The 17256-nt window shown below is 60.2% G+C and carries 27 protein-coding genes; 1 reads left to right on the top strand and 26 read right to left on the bottom strand.

The window, feature by feature from the left end; all coding sequences use genetic code 11:
• Position 1: 1 nt before the first annotated feature.
• From H8S34_RS09730 to H8S34_RS09825, 20 genes are all read right to left on the bottom strand, one after another.
• On the bottom strand, positions 2–160 hold the full coding sequence (locus H8S34_RS09730; protein WP_186963850.1) for a hypothetical protein: 159 nt from the start codon (positions 158–160) through the stop codon (positions 2–4).
• Positions 150–602 carry a phage tail terminator family protein gene (locus H8S34_RS09735; protein ID WP_186963851.1) on the bottom strand — a complete coding sequence of 151 codons (453 nt, stop codon included), beginning with the start codon at positions 600–602 and terminating at the stop codon, positions 150–152. Before H8S34_RS09735 ends, H8S34_RS09730 begins: the two co-directional genes overlap by 11 nt.
• Entirely contained in the window at positions 599–1120 is a 522-nt protein-coding gene (locus H8S34_RS09740) for an HK97 gp10 family phage protein (protein WP_186963852.1), read from the bottom strand. The genes H8S34_RS09735 and H8S34_RS09740 overlap by 4 nt, the downstream gene beginning before the upstream one ends.
• On the bottom strand, positions 1117–1500 hold the full coding sequence (locus H8S34_RS09745; RefSeq protein ID WP_186963853.1) for a hypothetical protein: 384 nt from the start codon (positions 1498–1500) through the stop codon (positions 1117–1119). The genes H8S34_RS09740 and H8S34_RS09745 overlap by 4 nt, the downstream gene beginning before the upstream one ends.
• Entirely contained in the window at positions 1497–1985 is a 489-nt protein-coding gene (locus tag H8S34_RS09750; RefSeq protein ID WP_186963854.1) for a DUF4054 domain-containing protein, read from the bottom strand. Before H8S34_RS09750 ends, H8S34_RS09745 begins: the two co-directional genes overlap by 4 nt.
• Positions 1986–2002: 17 nt before the next feature.
• Entirely contained in the window at positions 2003–2332 is a 330-nt protein-coding gene (locus H8S34_RS09755) for a hypothetical protein (RefSeq protein ID WP_186963855.1), read from the bottom strand.
• Positions 2333–2347: 15 nt separating this feature from the next.
• Entirely contained in the window at positions 2348–3397 is a 1050-nt protein-coding gene (locus H8S34_RS09760) for a DUF2184 domain-containing protein (RefSeq protein WP_186963856.1), read from the bottom strand.
• 17 nt (positions 3398–3414) lie between these two features.
• Positions 3415–3930: a structural cement protein Gp24 gene (locus tag H8S34_RS09765; protein ID WP_186963857.1), complete on the bottom strand. Its 516-nt coding sequence runs from the start codon at positions 3928–3930 to the stop codon at positions 3415–3417.
• A gap of 16 nt (positions 3931–3946) precedes the next feature.
• Positions 3947–4612 carry a structural cement protein Gp24 gene (locus H8S34_RS09770; RefSeq protein WP_186963858.1) on the bottom strand — a complete coding sequence of 222 codons (666 nt, stop codon included), beginning with the start codon at positions 4610–4612 and terminating at the stop codon, positions 3947–3949.
• A gap of 5 nt (positions 4613–4617) precedes the next feature.
• Positions 4618–5805 (bottom strand): DUF2213 domain-containing protein, encoded by a 1188-nt coding sequence (locus tag H8S34_RS09775; RefSeq protein WP_186963859.1) that lies wholly within the window; start codon positions 5803–5805, stop codon positions 4618–4620.
• Positions 5805–6023 carry a hypothetical protein gene (locus H8S34_RS09780; protein ID WP_186963860.1) on the bottom strand — a complete coding sequence of 73 codons (219 nt, stop codon included), beginning with the start codon at positions 6021–6023 and terminating at the stop codon, positions 5805–5807. Before H8S34_RS09780 ends, H8S34_RS09775 begins: the two co-directional genes overlap by 1 nt.
• Before the next feature lie 80 nt (positions 6024–6103).
• Positions 6104–6241: a hypothetical protein gene (locus tag H8S34_RS09785; RefSeq protein WP_186963861.1), complete on the bottom strand. Its 138-nt coding sequence runs from the start codon at positions 6239–6241 to the stop codon at positions 6104–6106.
• Positions 6242–6249: 8 nt separating this feature from the next.
• Positions 6250–6486 carry a hypothetical protein gene (locus H8S34_RS09790; RefSeq protein ID WP_186963862.1) on the bottom strand — a complete coding sequence of 79 codons (237 nt, stop codon included), beginning with the start codon at positions 6484–6486 and terminating at the stop codon, positions 6250–6252.
• A gap of 38 nt (positions 6487–6524) precedes the next feature.
• Entirely contained in the window at positions 6525–6710 is a 186-nt protein-coding gene (locus H8S34_RS09795; protein ID WP_186963863.1) for a hypothetical protein, read from the bottom strand.
• Entirely contained in the window at positions 6707–8200 is a 1494-nt protein-coding gene (locus H8S34_RS09800; protein WP_186963864.1) for a phage minor capsid protein, read from the bottom strand. Before H8S34_RS09800 ends, H8S34_RS09795 begins: the two co-directional genes overlap by 4 nt.
• The gene (locus H8S34_RS09805; protein ID WP_186963865.1) at positions 8172–9626 is read right to left on the bottom strand and encodes a phage portal protein; all 1455 of its coding nucleotides are present in this window, start codon (positions 9624–9626) and stop codon (positions 8172–8174) included. Before H8S34_RS09805 ends, H8S34_RS09800 begins: the two co-directional genes overlap by 29 nt.
• A complete protein-coding gene (locus H8S34_RS09810) occupies positions 9627–10853 on the bottom strand; it encodes a PBSX family phage terminase large subunit (protein WP_186963866.1) in 1227 nt (408 codons plus the stop codon).
• Complete coding sequence (locus tag H8S34_RS09815; RefSeq protein ID WP_186963867.1) at positions 10840–11346, bottom strand: terminase small subunit; 507 nt, start codon at positions 11344–11346, stop codon at positions 10840–10842. The genes H8S34_RS09810 and H8S34_RS09815 overlap by 14 nt, the downstream gene beginning before the upstream one ends.
• 84 nt (positions 11347–11430) lie before the next feature.
• Entirely contained in the window at positions 11431–11643 is a 213-nt protein-coding gene (locus tag H8S34_RS09820; protein ID WP_186963868.1) for a helix-turn-helix domain-containing protein, read from the bottom strand.
• Positions 11636–12403 carry a hypothetical protein gene (locus tag H8S34_RS09825; protein WP_186963869.1) on the bottom strand — a complete coding sequence of 256 codons (768 nt, stop codon included), beginning with the start codon at positions 12401–12403 and terminating at the stop codon, positions 11636–11638. Before H8S34_RS09825 ends, H8S34_RS09820 begins: the two co-directional genes overlap by 8 nt.
• Positions 12404–12711: 308 nt before the next feature.
• Between H8S34_RS09825 and H8S34_RS09830 the strand changes: the two genes are divergently transcribed.
• On the top strand, positions 12712–13113 hold the full coding sequence (locus tag H8S34_RS09830; protein WP_186963870.1) for a hypothetical protein: 402 nt from the start codon (positions 12712–12714) through the stop codon (positions 13111–13113).
• 39 nt (positions 13114–13152) lie between these two features.
• Here H8S34_RS09830 and H8S34_RS09835 read toward each other — a convergent pair whose 3' ends face one another.
• The 6 genes from H8S34_RS09835 to H8S34_RS09860 are packed head-to-tail and all read right to left on the bottom strand — an operon-like array spanning position 13153 to position 17256.
• Entirely contained in the window at positions 13153–13575 is a 423-nt protein-coding gene (locus H8S34_RS09835) for a hypothetical protein (protein ID WP_186963871.1), read from the bottom strand.
• On the bottom strand, positions 13563–13730 hold the full coding sequence (locus tag H8S34_RS09840) for a hypothetical protein (protein WP_186963872.1): 168 nt from the start codon (positions 13728–13730) through the stop codon (positions 13563–13565). The genes H8S34_RS09835 and H8S34_RS09840 overlap by 13 nt, the downstream gene beginning before the upstream one ends.
• Positions 13727–13972 (bottom strand): hypothetical protein, encoded by a 246-nt coding sequence (locus tag H8S34_RS09845; RefSeq protein ID WP_186963873.1) that lies wholly within the window; start codon positions 13970–13972, stop codon positions 13727–13729. The genes H8S34_RS09840 and H8S34_RS09845 overlap by 4 nt, the downstream gene beginning before the upstream one ends.
• The gene (locus tag H8S34_RS15360) at positions 13965–15146 is read right to left on the bottom strand and encodes a DUF3102 domain-containing protein (RefSeq protein ID WP_186963874.1); all 1182 of its coding nucleotides are present in this window, start codon (positions 15144–15146) and stop codon (positions 13965–13967) included. Before H8S34_RS15360 ends, H8S34_RS09845 begins: the two co-directional genes overlap by 8 nt.
• A gap of 11 nt (positions 15147–15157) precedes the next feature.
• Positions 15158–16843, bottom strand: a complete 1686-nt coding sequence (locus tag H8S34_RS09855; RefSeq protein ID WP_186963875.1) for a PcfJ domain-containing protein — start codon at positions 16841–16843, stop codon at positions 15158–15160.
• A 14-nt stretch (positions 16844–16857) separates the two neighbouring features.
• Positions 16858–17256, bottom strand: a complete 399-nt coding sequence (locus tag H8S34_RS09860) for a hypothetical protein (protein ID WP_186963876.1) — start codon at positions 17254–17256, stop codon at positions 16858–16860.

Below are 17256 nucleotides of genomic sequence, written 5' to 3' on the forward strand. Positions count from 1 at the left end.
ATCACTCACGCTCCTTTGCGAAAAATGCCTTGACAGCCTGATCGGCCTGCGTCAAGGTGTACTCTGGTTTTCTCAGCACGGCGCTGAGAAAATCCTTCTGATACTGCTTGTACCGGGCGCTCCGCAGCAGGGCCTCCCGGGTATACTTTTTAGCCTCCATCGGTCACGTCCTCCTTGTAGTCCATGGTGCGCATGGGGTTGTATGGCTCCGGGAGGTGGACGATCACCCGGATCTCAAACTTGTAGTGAAGCGCGTCCAGGTCGATCCGCCACTCCCGCTCGTAGGTCCGCAGCGCCCCGGTGTCCGCGCCGTCCGTATAGGGAAAGGTCTCCATCACAAGGTCAAGGGTCTCCGCGACCTCCTGATAGAGCCGCTGCATATCCGGCCGGTTGTAGTCCTCCAGATAGGTGAGATCCAGTCCGATGGTGCGCAGCCATCGCCCGGCGGTCTGGAGCTTCAGGTTGGAATAGCGCTGCTGGAGGAACATACAGGGTACGGTGCTCCCCTGCTGGTTCGGGTCCTCGAAAAACGTCACGCCTGGGAAGTTTCCGGACAGGTGTGCGGCCAGAGACCGAGCCACGGTGGAAAGTGTGAATTTCATTTCATCAACTCCTGAATGTGTCGGTCCAGCTCAGAGAGCACTGCTTTTTCATAGGCCTCTTTCCCCTTGTCGGTCATGAATTTCCCCTTCACATAGGTCGTTTTCGTGCCGACAACCAGACCACCGCCAGACTCGGCATACGCCGGATCGTATTCCAGCTGATCCGAATTTGGGTTGATGTACAGCCCCGGTACAAAATGCCGGTCGACCCGGTGGCCGTCGTTGACATAGGAGGCGTATTCCAGATCATTTTTCAGGAGGGAGCGGTAGATCCCGCCGCCGGAGATCCCGCCGCCCCGCGGCTCCACTTCGCTGTCTGTGACCCAGTGCTGTTTCAGCTCTCCACTGCGCGTGCCGGTGCCGCGGAGGTCCCCCACTTTGGGCGGGGTGGCCTCCACGGCGGCCTCAACGGCCCGCATCGCCGCGTTCTTCTGTACCTCATACAGGATCTCCGGCAAGTCCGCCCCGATCTTTTTCAGTTGCAGAAGACGCTGCTGTAATGTGACCGTGTAGCTCATTTCACACGCTCCTGCTGCAGCAGGCGGATCTCCTGATGCGCCAGCCCAGGGAGCACCGCTCCAAAGGGTTCAAAGTACCGGTTTGGCTCCGAGGCAAAGGCCCGGAGTTCCTCGGCCTCCTTCCCCAGCAGCGCCCCGCGGCGGATGTGCAGCTCATCGCCCGCCCGGATGTCCACGGCATTGTCCAGCATCAGATGGTCCTCCTGCCGGACATAGGCGGCGGTCTGCTCCGTCTGGAGTGCACGGGAGTCGGAGCGATAGACGCGGCACGGGACTGCGGAGAGCACCTGCGTCCGTTCGTGCCGTGTCAGGCCGTGCTCTGTGACGGCGCGTACCCGAAATACATCCACAGTATCGGTGTACCACGACTGGAAGTTCATATCACATAGCTCCCTCCTGCTCCGACGAGCTTTGCACGGTTGGCCAGCATCTGGCCGTATGTGGTGGCGTTCAGGTCGCCCCACGCCTCCGTCCCCCGGGTGACCGCCTGGGTATCATAGGATACGCTGGAGTCTCCCAGGGTGGCGGACTTGACCACTCCCACCAGCGCGCCGGTAGCAGCGGCCTGGGAGGGTGTTTCGCTGCTCTCCGCATAGGTGCGCAGATACAGGGTGGCATAGTGAGCCGTGTACAGGCCCACCGCATAGCGCCAGGATTCCAGCCACTTGTCCGGCTGAACGGAGGCATTTGCCATGCGGATGATCTCCTCCAGCATTGTGCGGGGGACCAGGGGCTCCCCGTCCTTCCGGTAGAACTGCGGAAAGTCCTCCTGGAACTGCTCCGGGGTGTAGTTCCCATCGGTCCTCCCCAGATTGGCGGCGGTCTCCCGGACGCCGTAAAACGGCGCGTTATCCCAGCGGTACATTCCGCAGTCCTCCCCTCTTAGACCTCAGCTTCCGCGCCGGGCTCCGCACTGGGAGCACCGCCGTCCGAACCGGCGGCATCTTCACCGGCGGATTCGCCTTTCTGGGTCTCCTTCCTGCGCTCTTTTGCCTTCTGGGCCTTCTTGTCCGCCGTTTCTCCGGCTTTCTCCAGCGCTTTATCCCGGGCAGAGCCGGACACCGCGATGGTGCCGTCTGCCACCATGCGCTGGAACTGCTTGGTCTCGGCTACCCACTCCGGGACCGGGCCCACATACCCGTTGGGGATGCGGAATTTTTCAGATCGGTCCTTGCTGAAAAAGAGCACAGCCTGTCTTGTCAGAATGAACATGATACAGCCCTCCTATCAGGTGTCCCCGCCGATGTTGTCCCAGTAGGTGATCGTCTGCGGATACAGGATCTGAGGCTCCGAGAGATTGGCCATATAGGCGGTGTCATAGCAGACGTTGGCCACATTGGGCGCAGACATGATGCGGGACATGGGGACCAGCTCGTCCATCTTGAGGAAGCGGTCGTTGTGTACATACACCACCATGCGGTCGGTGTTGGAGCCGCCGGCGCCCTTGCACCAACGGGTCGCGCCGATAAACAGCTTTCCGCCGTTCTTGACCGCCACGTTGTTCCGCATGACATAGTCAAAGATGGTCTCGGTGGCCAGTTCGGACACCTTGCGGGTCAGAATATCGGTGTATTCCTCATAGGGAAGCAGAATGTGGTTGGGCATGGCGCCCAGGTCATATTCACCCTGGGCCCAGGTCTCCGTGATGGCCGTGTTGATATCCATGAGGATCTCGTCCGGGGTCTTGGTGGCCCAGTTGCCATTCCCCTTGGCCCCGTCCGCCACCGTGGATACCGTGGCATCCGGGTTATTGATGAGGCCGGTGGTCTCATATTCGGAGAGCCCCACATAGACGTTCTCGTCATTATGCTTGTCGTATGCCATGCGCACGCCGTCCTGGAGCAGCTGATCCAGGGAGCGCCCCACGAAGTTGGCCCGCTGCATGTCCTGGAACATGACGCGCAGGGCCACCGCAAACACGTGGGCCTTATAGACACCCTTATCCACGGATGCCTGGACCACGGGCAGTCCGTTGGAGCCGCCTGCCTGGACGGGGCCGCTTCCCGAGCCTCCGGTGATTCCGTAGGCCACCGACATGGCCGAGACATAATCGACCCAGCCTCCGCCGGTCTGGATGGGGATGTCACGGGGATAGGTGACAGAGGTCAGGGGCTTGCGGATCAAGGGGTCTCTCTTTTCCAGCTCGGAGACCAGAAAGGCCCCGCCGGAGGCCACACCTTCCGCATCCATGGTGGGGATGCCGCCGGTGGCCGGAGCAGCCCCGTGGAATCTCACGACACCGCCGTCAACGGTGCCCACATTGCGAAACTTTGCCATGGTCTATTTCCTCCTTCTCAGGCGTTGAGGCGGGTGAGGATCACCAGCTCGGCCACGCCGTTGGCATCCTTGGGGCCACCCCACTGTGCATTGGTCAGTTCGATGGTTTTATCAGAGTCTGCTTCGGCCTCAAACCCGCTCACCACTGCACCGGTATAGCTTTCGTTGTAGGTGATCCGGACGTATACCTTGCCGCCGACAGCGGGCTCTCCCCGCTGACATTTGACCTGGATCGAACCACGCTGGAACACGCTCACGGGCTCGCCGGGGGCATATGCGCCCTGACTCTGGTCCAGATAGGTCAGAGAACTCTTGAACTCCCGGCCGGCGACGCCCACAAACTCCGCGGCCGTGGCCGCCGCGCCCATGGGGACGACTGCCTTGCTGCCGTCATACTTCAGAGGGGTACCGAACGGGAAGGGCGCTTCGCCCCCTGCGGGGCGAGTGTTCACGATCATGTCGGGCTGCCGGGCATAGGATCCGGCGAAGCCGAAGGTCAGCGAATTGCCGATGACCTGGGGATTAAGTCCCATAGAAATCACTCCTTCTTTAATTGGATGCGAGGATGCCTGCGGTGCGCAGCGCGGCAAGCAGGCCGTTGAAATCTTGCTGTGTCGGTGCCGCTCCGATGTCGGGGATCGCCGGAGCCTGTTTTACTCCCCCGAGTGCTTCCGGCGTGGCGGCAGGCAGCGTGTAGGTCGGGCCGGCGGGAATAGGGCCGACGTAGGCGATGCGAAGCTCTGCCACGCCGTTTCCGTCCTTGGGGCCGTTCCACATGGCGTTTGGAAGGACTACGGAGTTCTCACCGTCTGCCTCTGCCTCAAAGCCGCCAACCTCATACGCGCCGCTTTTGACCACACGGACGTAGACTGGTCCGTCCATGGACGGGGCGCCCTTCTGGCAGTGGACACAGATCGTTCCGCGCTGGAACACGCTGACGGGGTCATTGGGCGCATATCGGCCTGTGCTCTGGGCCAGATAACCGGTGGCGCTCTTCACCTCACGGCCGGCAACGCCGACAAACTGGGCGCCTGTGCTGCCGGAACCCATGGCCCTTACCGCGCCGTCGGAGCCTCTTACCAGAGGTGTGCCAAACAGGATGTCCACACTCCCCTCAAGGGGAGCGGTGGTGACCACCATATCGGGCTGTCTGGAGTAAGAACCAGCAAAGCCGAAGCTCATGACGCTGCCGATGGACTGTGGCCTGAGTCCCATCTCGATCACTCCTTCCCCTTGTGGGGGTTGAGCGCGTCATAGTTGGCCTGCGACTCTGCACAGGCCTGCTCGTAGGTGGTCCGTTTGGATGCCTCGGCGGCCTTGATCGCGCTGTCCTGGGCTGCCTTGACGATGGTCTCCATGCCGCTGCCGCCGGAGAGGGTGGCGAGCAACGCGTCGACGACGCGGGCGCGCTGCTGGCGATCCTGGATGGAGGCCACAGCAGGGCGGACACGCCGGAGAAGCTCGGCGGCTGCATCCTTGGACACAGGGGACATATCCTCCATTTCCTCAGCGGGAACCGTAACGGCGGCCTCGGGATCGTTCTCCTTCTTCCCGGCCAGCTTTTCGATCATATCGTCCAGATCGGCCTCATCGTGGAGAGTCTCCTCCTTGGGCATCAGCTTGGCCAGCAAGTCCAGAATGGCATCCAGCTTTTTGTCCATGGCGCTCTCTGCCGGCGGGGCGTCTTTTTCCGGGGAAGCTCCGGCTCCTGCGGGTTCTGCCTCCGGCGCAGGCGCAGTGCCTGCGGGTGCGGCATCCAGCGCGGTCGCGGCAGCCTCCACCATCGTGTCCAGCTCCTCGGGGCTGGCATCCCTGGCCGCCATGCCGAAGGCGGTCAGGATGTTTTTCCAAAAGTCTCTCATGCATTTCCTGCCTTTCTCCGCCTCTGGGGCGGCGTCTTTTATTGCAACATCGTGGCCCGCCCGTCCACGGGGGACGATGGCCACGTGATTGCCGCGGATCCGGGACTGCTTAAAGCCTGTCCCGACCGGCTCATAGTTGCAGAGGTACCCGCAGGAGACCTCCCGCTTGACGCCGTTCCTCACCTCAGAGGCAAGATTGGCGTCGTTGATATAGAGATCTGCCACGATGTACTCCCCTGCCCGGCGCACGTTCTGGACATGGCCCCGTACATACGCCGCGAAATTTTCCGGCCCTACATTTTCCGGAGGATGCCCGTCGGTCACGGGCTTCCCCTCAAAGCTGGCAAGCGTGGCCGCCTCAAAGACGTCCTCGGGGTTTCGTTCCACCGATACGATCCGGTCCGGATCGCCGTCCAGCATAAGCTCCCGGGCCAGATAGTCCTGCTGACCGGTCCGGGCGATGGGGACGTTCCGGCAGATCAGGTACCCTTCGGCCGTCTCGGTCTGATTGGGCGAGATATTGGTCCCGTAATAAGCCAGCGCCATCAGTCCACCCCCGATACCAACGCGGCGTAGTCCACCGGCTTCCCGCTCTGGCGGGAGATCAGCTGTGCTACATGGGCGATGTGGTCAGTCTCGTCTGCCAGCAGTTCCAGTAGCACCGGGATATCCTCCTGCGGCGCAGCAGCCATCGTTGCCGCATAGGAACGGGTGGCCTCGATCTCATCCACCAGATTTTTTTGGAGGAGTTCCAGATAGGTCATTGTCATCACCTCACAGGGAAATAAAAAAGAGCCGGCAGGATTTCTCCTGTCAGCTCCATTCAGCTCTTCCCGCCCACCATTTAGGGCGTGGGAACAATATTCAGCTTTTTGCGGGAAACGGTCTGGACCTTAATGGTCCCGTCCTTATCCATCAGCAGCTCCACCCGCAAGCCGCGCTTCAAAGCGGCCTCGATGGCCCGGATCATCTGTTCTGTCATGCTCTGCCTCACTTCAAAATCCCCTGCTCCTTTAGCTGGCGCATGGACTCCTGATACTCTTGTTCCAGTTCCTCCCTGGTCGCCTTTCTTACGATATCGGCATCCGTGATACCGCAGACCATGGACCAATCCTTGGGGGAATGTCCGACATCCGCATCATAGCCGTTCGGCTCATAGACCTCCACAATCGTAACGATCTGCCCGTCCTTCAGGACAACGGATTCGTATTGCTGATACTTTGCCATGAAATCCCCTCCATGCAGGCAACCATTCCATCCGATCTTTAATCCGGCAATTCCACGATGGAAATGATTTCGTTCTCATACAGCTCGGTGTCCCCGATGGAAATACTGGCTGGATTTGGCTCGTTGTCCAGAGCAGATGTGTAGTCATAGGCTTTGCCTTCAAAGATCTGCCCATCATCGGTCACAATGCGGACTCGTTTCCCACAGGCCTCATACAGTTTCATTCTTCTATCTCCTTCGCCGGCACGATATGCACACCGTTTTTTCCGTAATGAATTGCGAAGCGGCGTGTCTGGAGCTCCTCGCCGGTATCCTGGTTCACATACACACCGATAGGATCGGGAGCAGTCACGAACTCCTTCTTTACCCATCGGCCCTTTTTGTCAAATTTAGGGGCGCCCGCTCCGCTGTACCGCTCAACCAGCGCCTGCGCGTCATCCATACTGCCGTACAGGTAGCTTTTCCCCTTCACATATCCTTTGCCCATTCGGATGTGCTTGGCCTGATGGCCTGGATTTAGGCTCAGATTCAGCTCGCCGCGCATCTGTTTTTGTTTGATTATATCATAATTCCGGGTGGATTTGATATATTCCTGCGTCCAATTTTTAAATATATCGTCCCCCTGCCGTTTGTGCCGCAGGAAGGTCTCAAAGCGCTTGGGCGCCCTGTCTCCCAGTGTTATCCGGTAACGCTCCCACTGCCGGTAATCCGCAAGCCACTTGGCGCGGGCCCGTTCCTTCTTCCGGTATGCCTCAATCTGCTTCTTGCTCCGGGGGTCCACCGTGAACGGATTCTTCTTCGGATCGGAGAAGTCCTCGATCTTCCGGATCTCCTCGGGGGAGCGTCCGGCGGGCGTCCACGGGAGGATGACGTGCAGACAGTTCGGATGGATGTTCAGATAGGTGTTTGCCAGACTGTCCGGCCCGCTCGGATCGATTTTTCCGAAGGCGGCGGCCAAGGGCGGAAAGACGGGATGCGTGCCGCTTCTGGAATAGACCCGCCCCTCATAGGGGGCGCAGAGCTTACAGGTGGTCCCATGACTGCTGATCTGATAGAGATCGTGTTCTGGGTCAGCGGTCAGGACCGCAAGGATCTCCGCTTGTCTGGATGTGGTGCGCGTGGCCATGGAGCAGTAGGTGTGGAGGCTCCACTTCCGGCCTGCCTGATCTATGAATGCGGTCACGCCCTCCCGGCGGATCGCCTCCACGAATCCGGGGACACTGCGGTTTACCCCTCTTCCGGCGGCCTGCATGGCAGTCACCTGCTCCAGGCCGATGCGCCGGAAGAGGTCCGGCTCCGTCCGGCCCAGGATGACGCGCTGGAGGGTGGATAGAGCGGTCCCGGCCGCGTCGGTGATCTCCCCCATGAGCTGCATGGTCAGACGGTCCACGATCGCGGTCTGTTCCCCGGTCAGGGCCGCCGCATTCTCATAGCCTGCCGTGTGCTTTTCCACGCTCTCCAGGATCTTGCGCGCCTCGGGCACCCGCACATAGAACTGCTTTTCGATCATCCTCGGGACGTATTCCCAGCAGTCTGATTCCATCTTCTGCAGGATGGCCTGCACCCGCTCCAGCGCGGCCACCGCGTGGTAATCGACCAGCCCCCTCGACCGCAGCCGTCCGATCTCCTGGATGACGTCGGTCTCCGCCTTGAGGTAGATGGATATCAGTTTTTTCAGCTCCTGCTCATTCGGCGCTCGTTCCAGTGTCGGCATGCGTCAGTTCCTCTCCATACCCCAGGCCCAGCAGGGGGTCCCGCAGCGCAGTGACATCCTGATAGGTCCTCCCCTTGTTGGCGGCGATGGCCTCGTCGGTGATGCTGTCGAACATGGCCGTATCGTCGGCCAGCTTCTTGAGCTCCTTCTGCGCGGTGGGCACATCCATAAGCCCGGCCTGGAACACGGAGACGATGCTCTCGGATTTGGCCTTGGCGATGTCGGCAGTCTCTTTTGCGCTTGGGGTCCAGAGCGGCGGGAAGATGATCTCCAGTCCGCTGGGGACGGCGCCCCAGGCGGAGAGCGCCATGATGGGGAGCAGCTTTTCCAGCGCCGGGCGCAGCTTGTTCTCCCGCAGGGTATCCACATAGTCGTAGTAGTTGCGCAGATCGCTCTCCCCCGTGGCGTTCATGCCGGCCGGAGAACGCCCAAACAGCTTGGTCATGGGATAGTGGGACGCGCCGCACAGATTGAGACACATGGCCTCATAGACCTTGTCAATGCCCTCGAACTTGTACTGCGTGTTGGTCACCTGGTCCCCCTTGTTGACCAGCTGAAAGCCGAAATTCGAACGCATAACGCTCTGTGCCTGCATGACTCTCCAGAATCGCTCCTGCTGCTTTACGCTGCCCAGGGCGAAGAGCTGCTCCAGGTTCTGCACTTCCATGGTGTCAATGTTGGCCCGGAAGGTCAGCGCGGCGATGTTGGCGCTCACGTTATCGTGGGCTACTACGTCCTTGTAGATGGCTTCCACCTCGCTCTCGCCCCAGTACATCTCGGCCACCCGCTCCAGGTATGGGAGCTCACGGCCGGTGAAGCGGACGATTCTGGAGTGATGGACCCGGGCCACCATGCGCCCCTCCGCGTTATTGATCTGATAAAACTCCGGGAGACCGAAGTCCGGATCATGGATCTCCATCACCAGTCCCATGTCCGGCGTGATGCCGCTCCAACGGTCGAGTATGTACAGCCCGGCAAAGCTGCCCGGCATGATGGTACCGAGATCCAGGGGCGTGTCCAGCATCCCCTCGTGCCCCCGGATGAGGATCAGTCCGGCCGCACCTCCGTACAGGCGGCCCCACTTGAGCCCTTCGGACAGCCGTTCCCGCATCCGGGTGGTGCGCTCCAGCTGGGAGAGCTCATCCAGATAGTCCGGAGACAGGCTTCCTCCCAGGGTGTACCACTCCCGGAGCATATCGTCGACCATGAGGCCGATCACATTCTGTACCACCCAGTTGTCCCGGTAAAGGGAATTGAGCAGGGCATAGTTGTCGGTCATACGGGTCAAGGGGTATTCCGTTGCCTCCATAGGAGACTGGGAGCCGTACCCAAGCCGGAAAAGAGGGTTAGAAAACGCGTCCGCAACGCTGACCAATTGGCCATTCGTCTGTCTTCCTTTGGATGTATTTTTGTTCCGTCTGGACACTTATTCAAACCTCCATTCTGGCAGAGAATTGCAGAAATAGCGCAGCGCGTCCGGCCCGTGGTCCCGCTCCTTCAGCGGCTTGTCCTCCCCGTGCCGGCACGCCTTTTCATCCCAGAGATAGGTGCCCATCTCCCCCAGCAGCGGCTTGCAGCGCTGGCGATGGATCAGCAGCTTGCGCCGCCGGAGCAGGGTGGCCGTCCGGCGGATGCCGTCCAGTACGGTATTGTCCGCCGGGATCACATAGATTCCCCTGTGACGTAGAGCGGCGATGAAGCTGGCCGCCGACGGGTCTACGATCACGGCGCAGACATCGTCTCCCATGAAGTCCTGGAGATCATCCGCATACTCCTCGTCGGTCTTCTGCCGGCCTCCGTTCTCCCGGTCCCGGCTGTCCCAGCGGTATTCCCTCTCGACATAGGCCGTCCCGTCATAGTCGTAAACATCCAGGAATACGGTGGGGTTGGTGGTCCCATAGTCGCAGGTGATGGTACGTGTCCCGCTGAAGCGGAGGGACGGCGGCCCCTCCTCGTAGGTGTTGGCGTCCGGGTGGAACATATCGTAGACCAGCCCTTCCGACATCACCCAGCGTCCCATCACAAAGCGCTCGTAGAATACGCCGCTGTACATGGTGCGATACCGCGCCCGGGTCTCCTCGTCCAGCGCAGGGTTGTCGTCCATCGTGAAGTGGAGATGCAGGGCACGGTGCTGCTCGGCTTTGAGTATCCACTCTTTCCGGAACCAGTGTTCCGGCCCTTCCGGGTTGCAGTTGAACCACAGCTTTGCCCCGCGGACGGAGCAGCGGGCCAGGGCCTGCTCCACAAATGAGCGCGGCATCAGAGCCACCTCATCCAGCAGCACTCCCGCCAGCGTTACGCCTTGGATCAGAGCCGCGGAAGACTCATCCTTTCCGCCAAAGAGATAGATCAGATTTTCTACCTTTCCGCGGCGGATGGTAATGACGTGTCCCGCTCGGTTGTATTTCACCGCAAAGTGTTCCTGCAGGTACCGGACGGCCAGGAGCGGGGTCACGATATTTCGCTCCACTGCCCCAACCGATTTCCCACAGAAGGCGAATGCGCAGCCATTGAAGTTGGCCATGGCCCACAGGAAGAACGAGAGCGACATGACGGAGGTTTTTCCGGACCGCACGGCCCCGTCGCAGATCAGCGCCTCATAGCCGCTGTATGGAAACCGGAGGATCTGCCGCTGCTTCTCAGAGAAGCCCATCGCTCCGCTCCTCCTTCAGAGCCTTGGTAATGGGATCGTCCTCGACACGCATTCGATCCGCCTGGCTGTCCCGCTCAAATGCCCCGATCGGCTTGCCCAGGAGCTCCAGCGCCTTGAGGGCACCCTTTGAGTCGATCACATATTCACCCGACTCCACCCACTCACGGGTGTCCGGATCGTACTTCATCACCGGCTTTTCGTTCATGCATTTCCGGTAGACATCCATGGCGTGGAGCCTAATGCGCTCCGGGCTCAGCCCCAGCTGACGGCACAATTCAATCGCGCGCGCACGCCTGTACGCGGAGACCTTAGCCGATCTTAGCAGCTTGCTGGCCTGCACAGCCGCGGAGGCGTTCCCCTTTCCGGGGGTGTAACCTGCCCGGATGGCCGCCTGGGTCCCGTTGCCGTCCTTCTCGTACTCCTCCACGAAGAGCCGCTCCTTCCTGGTCAGGGTGCGCTCCAGTTCTTCCAGAGTCATCTCCTCGTAGTTCACACCTCATGCCTCCCCTCCTGCCTGCAAATGTTCAGGTTGAGCATACCACACCCCGGAGGCAAGTTGCCCAATATATTGGGCACGTCAAAAATTTTTTGACCGTCCCAGCAGGTAGTCGGTGGAGACGCCGAAGTGATCCGCCAGCAGGCACAGCGTAGCCGCCGATGGGTCCGCCTCCCCCCGCTCATAGACGGCGATCATGTTCTTACTCAGCCCGCACAGCTCGGACAGCGTCCGGCGGCTCATCCGCCTGGCCTCCCGGAGCCTGCGCAGGCGTGTGGGAAATCCCTCATTCATCCTGTCTGCCACCTGCCTTTCTCCCCTTGTGGGACTGTTCCGCCCGCTCCCTGGGCATGATGTAGCGTATGTAGGCCGCCGAGAATCCGCTCTCGGCGCTCTCATGCAGTTCCCGCTCCACGATCCTGGCCTCCTTGGGCACTCGCACAGAACCTGCCTGCTGCACTGGGACCGGCGTGGAGTAGACCGGCCGCTTTGCCCCCTTCTTGGCGGAGCTCCAGCACTGCTCCCCCCGTCCATATCCGGCATTGCGCACCATGTACCGGGCTACGGCGGTATAGTCCCCACTGTCATCCAAATGCCGGCAGGAGAACTCATCGGCGGGCCAGTTGGCGGCGATGAGTTCCCAGTCCATGGCGTTGAGTACCACATGGTGGTGCAGGCGCACAGGGTCTCCTGTCTTTGAGGAGCGGTCTGCCGTGACCAGCGCCCAGATCAGCGCCTTGCCGTGCTTCTTCCGGTAGGCCCTGGCCAGACGTCGGATGAAGTTCTTGGCGATGCGCTTTGCCTCCGCCCGATCCGCCGGGAGACGTCTGTCGGAATATTTCAGCGTGAGGAAGAGATCCCCGCCCCGGTAGTTGCAATTCAGAAACCGGGCCAGAGCAAGCACGCTCTCCCGCTCGTTCCGCTCTACCTGCTTGATGGTCGATTTTCCCTTGCGGCCTCCCCTTGGCTTGCGGGTCCTGGTTACCTCCATGAGCACATCCCGTTTTTCCACCACCCGGCCGGATATGATCTTGTACCGCATGAGCTGCTTCACTGCCTTTCCTCCTGCTCCGCTCTCTGTTCTTTCTTCTCCTGTGGCTCTGGTGCGATAATTAGCGGTCTAAGGGCCCCGCATAAGAACGCGCGTATCCTTATATATAAGATATATAAGGAGTGCCGGCTCTCTGACCGCGCCCCCGGCGAGTGCCCGGGGCGTCATCACAGAGTCGGATGCCCGGAGAGGGCTTGTCCACCTCTCCGGGCTGTTCTGCGATTTCCTTTTTCTGGATTATCAAAATAATTACCATCCTTGACTTCTCTGCAATTTTTGTTATGATGCAGATAAGAAAGGGGGAGATCGCTATGACACGGATGGAACTGGAGGCGGAACGCGCCAGGCTGCGCCAGCAAATCGTCAGCCTGACCTCCATCACCCTCGGTCCCGATATGGCGCCCGTCCGTGCGATGGCGCACGATTCACCCGGCCGCGCCTTTCTCAACCATCTGGAGGAGCAGCTGGAGGAGAAGAAGGCCCGCCTGCGGGAGCTGGACGAGCAGATCGAACGGGCCTCCTCTCCTGCCGCCCGGTTTCGGGAACGCAGCCGGTCTTTTCTTGGAATCATCTGGTTCATCGCGGCCTTCCTGCTGATCGTATGCCTCCTTGCCGGTACGATGCTGGATGATCTCTCGTCCAGAGCGCTGGGCGTGTGTTCGCTCCTCATGTTCCTCTGGGCCCTGTGGGCCACCTTCTCCCGTGATCCGTGATCTCTGCCGCCCCCATTCAGGGGGCGGCTTTTTGTTTGATTACGGGCGCTTCCTTTCCGGCGGCCTGCGGTAAAGCGTATACGCTCCGCTTGAGCTTTCAATGTTTTCCCCGCCGTGTCCCGTCGCGTCCAAGAGCAAATCCTCAAAACCGGCTCCATCGAGGGTATCGATGGAGTATAGTCTGCCATAGAGGACAACTCCATCCTCTCTGTCCTCTCCATAGTCGATCCAGACCCGCTCAAAGTGCATTGTTTCTATATCAGCCTGCGCCAGTGGAACCATTTTAGATGTGTCACCTATATGGCAGGCCCGCACCGCCTCCAGGCAGGTCTCCAGGATGTCGATCTGCTCCTGCCAATGAGGCTGCATATCGCATCCGTTGATGTCCGGTGCAAGGCGCAGCGACCGAAGCTCCTGGGTCAGCCAGCGGATGGCCTCCTCTTTTCGGTTCAGATCTCCCATGTTCGTTTTCCCTCCAGCCTCCATCTGAGGTATGCGGCGATCCGCCACGGAGCCGGACGGCGGCACAGGTACACAAAAAACTCCCACAGCTCCCGGTCCCTCTGTTCCAGCTCTTTCAGCGCCTTTCTGGCGCGCTTGCACTGTCTTTGACTCATATGCGATTCCTCCATTTCTCCAGGGTGTCCCTGGCCTGCTCTAGAGAGCCGAATGTCTGGGTCTGGGTCATCCCCGGTTCTTCCAGGCGCATCTGGATCACCATCGCCGCCGGCTTCCAGACGGCCGGCGCACGGCATACCTGGATGAAAAGCTCCACGCCACCCGGAAAAACCAACCTCTCTTCGATTGGCGCGCAGCTCCGGAACGCCAGGGAGACACGCCCCCATATCCGCTCATTCATGCGTGTCCTCCGGCTTCGGCTCCTCACGCAGCTTGTCGGCCAGAGCCTCCATGGCGCGGGCGAGCTTGTCGGCGGTCTCTGCCTGTCCGTTGCCGCGCATGGAGCGGATGATCTCCCACATCTCCTCCGCCATCTGCTGCGCCTGTCGGAAGTAGACCTGGAAGGATGCCACTTCCCCGCTGCTGGCCACCTGGATCTTCTTTTCCGCCTGGGCCAGCTGCTCCTCGGCCCGCTCCCGGGCGGTGCGGGCCTCTTCCAGCTCTTTCTCCTGCCGCTGCTTCAGCTCTTCCAGCGCGCCCTTTGCCTTGGCGGCCTTCTCTCGGGCCCGCTCTTTTTCCGTCTCCGCTTTGCGGATGCGCTCCTCCAGCTCCCGCTCGGCTTCTGCCCGGGCCTGCTCCGCGGCGGCGCGGACAGCTTCCTCGTCCACCACCTTCTCCACGGCCACATCCACCGGGCTGGCACGCAGCTCCTCCAGCTCCGCACGCAGGCGGCTGACCTCCTCGTCGGCGGAAGCTGCCGCCTCTTCGGTCTTTCTGCGCTGTTCTTCCAGCTTTAGGCGGTATCCCTCCGCCTGGTTCTCTGCGGTGCGCTGGGCCTCCCGGGCGGCCTCCACCTCCCGGCCCATCCCGGAAAGCCGCTCGTTGGCCAGGCGGATGTCCTCCTCGGTTTTCTTCCGGGCAGCCTCTGCAGCCTGCACATCCTCCCGGGCCTGAGCCAGCTCCTTGAGGGCCGTCTGGAGCTCCCGGGTGGACATGCCCTCCACGTCGTTTTCAGAAAGAAAACTTTCACGCTCCTCATCCGGCAAAACCAGCAGAGCCAGGGCCTTGGTGTAGCTCAAATTGCCAAGCGCTTGGGATTTTGCCACCGGGCCAAAGAGGGATTGCTGCTCCGCCCCGTAGGCCTCAAAGATCCGCATAAAGTTGTTCGCGGTGCTGGACTTGTATCCCAGTCGGTCTCGCAGGTAGTCCCCCCACTGCCCATGGGGCAGCATGGCCTTGACTTCTACCAGCCTCCGTCCGATCTCGATGGCATATCCAAGCGCCATCTGCTGTGCCTGCTTGTGGAGGGCCTTGATCTCCACGGTGACCAGTTCCACTGTCCGCTCGGGCGCCGGCTCCAGGGCCATCCCGGCATCCGCTGCTAGGCAGCGGGCTTCAAAATCACGATCTTCCATCGTACATCCTCCTATGCAATCTGATCCGCAGGCGCAGCCGCACCGGCAGGCAGGATGGGCGCGCCGTCCTTGTCGCGTTTACTTCCGTTTTTTACCCATGAGAGCCACGGGTCCAGGATCGCAGCATATCTTACCTTTGGATCCTCCCGCTCCGGATTCTCCGGGCAGCTTTCCCGTTCGTTGCGGTATCCATGGATCTGCTGTAAATGGTTCCCGTGCATCTCGATGGTAACAAGAGGCCTCATTGGATGACGCTTATCACGCAGAAAGAGGATCGTAAGCTTCCCCTGCGCATGGCGGGCGGCATAGCCTCCTACACAGTGTCGGAGTGCCTTCCCCTCTTCCACGATCTCACTGACGGAGTATGGAGGCCGGATCAGATAGCCCGCATACTCAAATCGGTACTTCTGCATCAAGCGCTTTACCAGGACCCGGGCTTCTTTGTCTGCCTGCTTTGCCTCCAGGATGCCTCTTGCCTCGGTTGCCCTGTCGTGGGCATCCTTTAGAGACTTCGGGCGCTGTACATTGTGTACGGTCAGGTCATAACGCAGGAACTCTGCGGCCTCCAGATAGTCCCGCCACTCTTCCCATACTGCAATGGCTCCACGCCGCTGCCAGTCTGCATCTTGCTTTTTCAAATAGTTCACAGCCTGTCCCACGTTCAGATCCAGACGGATACACCAACGGATGAGCTTTCCCAGCTCTGCACTTCCGACACGCAGGCGCAGATCCTCCAGCTGCCGGAAGGTACATTCTTTTCCAGCGGTGCGCAGACTTTTATAAAGTCGGAGCAGCTCCAGCCGTCCTTCTACCGCCTGAAACTCTTTCAGCTCTGCCTTATCCAGTCCAAATCCCTTTCTTGGGTCTGTCTGTGTCCAGTCGATGCCTTTTCCGCTTCTCTTTCGGATCACCAGATCCAGCACAGCCTCTCGGAGACCCATCTTGACCATCATTTCCAGTTGGGGACGACGCGTCGCGGCCCCCAGATAGCGCATGAGCGCCGTGTGTATGTAGCCGTCCATCCATACCTTGTGCCCTTCCCGCTCAAACTGCTCGTATCCGCAGTATCGGAGAAAGGAATCCTTCAGGCGATCCAGGCCCACCGCATGATATCCTCCGGCCATATAGGCCCAATACCCGTATCCATCCGGAAACGGCTCATAAATACTCCGGGTCTCGATCCAACTCTCATCCAGAACTCTTCCACCCGGCGATAGTCCCAACCCGGTCCAATCATGCAGGATCTTCCACTGTTGTGCTTTTCCGGGCGTGAAGCGATAACACATTTTCGGCATGACCTCCAGTTCCGGGCACAGCCCATCCCGGTAGTCCTTCCGCACATAGGCCGCCTCGGCCCATACGGTTTCGCCGTCTGTGTGGAACAGGATCGCCTTGCACCACTCCACCAGATTCTTTCTGCTTTTTGCGATGCCAATATTTTTCAAAATTGCCCGTACACCGCATTTGGGACAGTTCACGGCCCCGTTGTGCCGCGCCCCCATAAAGCTCTGCCATTCCGGTGTCATGAGGCGCGGAAGTGACTCGATAATGTACCGCTCTCCGCAGTGTGTGCAGGTACAGCTGCGATCTCCATTCCGGCCCGTGCTGTAAAAAACATAGGGTTGGAAGAGCGCATTGATTCGTTTGATGTCCTCCCCCGTCACCACCGGGAATCCGTTCGGATATTCCTTGCCCATGCTCCCGCGCCTCCTTACAGAAAATCGGTCAGGTCCAGGAGCACGCCGGCCTTACGGGAAGGCTTGTCCATTTGCACTGGTACGGGACTTGTCTCCGCATCCCCATGTACAGATGCGCACAGATCGATCGTCATCTGGCAGCGGATATCTGCACCTGGGAAATAGAACTGCACGGCTTTCTGATAGAGCTTCAGATCGCTGATACAGTTTCCGACTCCTTTCATGGCTGCGGCGCAGCAATCGCTCAGCGTTCCGTCTGCCTGGACCACGGCCTGGGCAAACTCCGCATCCTGTCTGACAAATCTCGTCAGGGCCTCCGCGACCTCATCCTTGACGGCTTGTTCTTTTCTTCCGCCCTTGAATCGTGTCTTCTCCTCTGCGATTTTCCGCACAGCCTCATCAATCCTGTCCAT

Source organism: Pseudoflavonifractor hominis (assembly GCF_014288125.1).
In the GTDB taxonomy this organism is placed as follows: Bacteria; Bacillota; Clostridia; order Oscillospirales; family Oscillospiraceae; genus Pseudoflavonifractor_A; species Pseudoflavonifractor_A gallinarum.

Coding starts and splice junctions, on each gene's coding strand:
- H8S34_RS09730 (WP_186963850.1), bottom strand. CDS start 160: ATGGAGGCTAAAAAGTATACCCGGGAGGCCCTGCTGCGGAGCGCCCGG.
- H8S34_RS09735 (WP_186963851.1), bottom strand. CDS start 602: ATGAAATTCACACTTTCCACCGTGGCTCGGTCTCTGGCCGCACACCTG.
- H8S34_RS09740 (WP_186963852.1), bottom strand. CDS start 1,120: ATGAGCTACACGGTCACATTACAGCAGCGTCTTCTGCAACTGAAAAAG.
- H8S34_RS09745 (WP_186963853.1), bottom strand. CDS start 1,500: ATGAACTTCCAGTCGTGGTACACCGATACTGTGGATGTATTTCGGGTA.
- H8S34_RS09750 (WP_186963854.1), bottom strand. CDS start 1,985: ATGTACCGCTGGGATAACGCGCCGTTTTACGGCGTCCGGGAGACCGCC.
- H8S34_RS09755 (WP_186963855.1), bottom strand. CDS start 2,332: ATGTTCATTCTGACAAGACAGGCTGTGCTCTTTTTCAGCAAGGACCGA.
- H8S34_RS09760 (WP_186963856.1), bottom strand. CDS start 3,397: ATGGCAAAGTTTCGCAATGTGGGCACCGTTGACGGCGGTGTCGTGAGA.
- H8S34_RS09765 (WP_186963857.1), bottom strand. CDS start 3,930: ATGGGACTTAATCCCCAGGTCATCGGCAATTCGCTGACCTTCGGCTTC.
- H8S34_RS09770 (WP_186963858.1), bottom strand. CDS start 4,612: ATGGGACTCAGGCCACAGTCCATCGGCAGCGTCATGAGCTTCGGCTTT.
- H8S34_RS09775 (WP_186963859.1), bottom strand. CDS start 5,805: ATGGCGCTGGCTTATTACGGGACCAATATCTCGCCCAATCAGACCGAG.
- H8S34_RS09780 (WP_186963860.1), bottom strand. CDS start 6,023: ATGACCTATCTGGAACTCCTCCAAAAAAATCTGGTGGATGAGATCGAG.
- H8S34_RS09785 (WP_186963861.1), bottom strand. CDS start 6,241: ATGACAGAACAGATGATCCGGGCCATCGAGGCCGCTTTGAAGCGCGGC.
- H8S34_RS09790 (WP_186963862.1), bottom strand. CDS start 6,486: ATGGCAAAGTATCAGCAATACGAATCCGTTGTCCTGAAGGACGGGCAG.
- H8S34_RS09795 (WP_186963863.1), bottom strand. CDS start 6,710: ATGAAACTGTATGAGGCCTGTGGGAAACGAGTCCGCATTGTGACCGAT.
- H8S34_RS09800 (WP_186963864.1), bottom strand. CDS start 8,200: ATGCCGACACTGGAACGAGCGCCGAATGAGCAGGAGCTGAAAAAACTG.
- H8S34_RS09810 (WP_186963866.1), bottom strand. CDS start 10,853: ATGGGCTTCTCTGAGAAGCAGCGGCAGATCCTCCGGTTTCCATACAGC.
- H8S34_RS09820 (WP_186963868.1), bottom strand. CDS start 11,643: ATGAATGAGGGATTTCCCACACGCCTGCGCAGGCTCCGGGAGGCCAGG.
- H8S34_RS09830 (WP_186963870.1), top strand. CDS start 12,712: ATGACACGGATGGAACTGGAGGCGGAACGCGCCAGGCTGCGCCAGCAA.
- H8S34_RS09835 (WP_186963871.1), bottom strand. CDS start 13,575: ATGGGAGATCTGAACCGAAAAGAGGAGGCCATCCGCTGGCTGACCCAG.
- H8S34_RS09840 (WP_186963872.1), bottom strand. CDS start 13,730: ATGAGTCAAAGACAGTGCAAGCGCGCCAGAAAGGCGCTGAAAGAGCTG.
- H8S34_RS09845 (WP_186963873.1), bottom strand. CDS start 13,972: ATGAATGAGCGGATATGGGGGCGTGTCTCCCTGGCGTTCCGGAGCTGC.
- H8S34_RS15360 (WP_186963874.1), bottom strand. CDS start 15,146: ATGGAAGATCGTGATTTTGAAGCCCGCTGCCTAGCAGCGGATGCCGGG.
- H8S34_RS09855 (WP_186963875.1), bottom strand. CDS start 16,843: ATGGGCAAGGAATATCCGAACGGATTCCCGGTGGTGACGGGGGAGGAC.
- H8S34_RS09860 (WP_186963876.1), bottom strand. CDS start 17,256: ATGGACAGGATTGATGAGGCTGTGCGGAAAATCGCAGAGGAGAAGACA.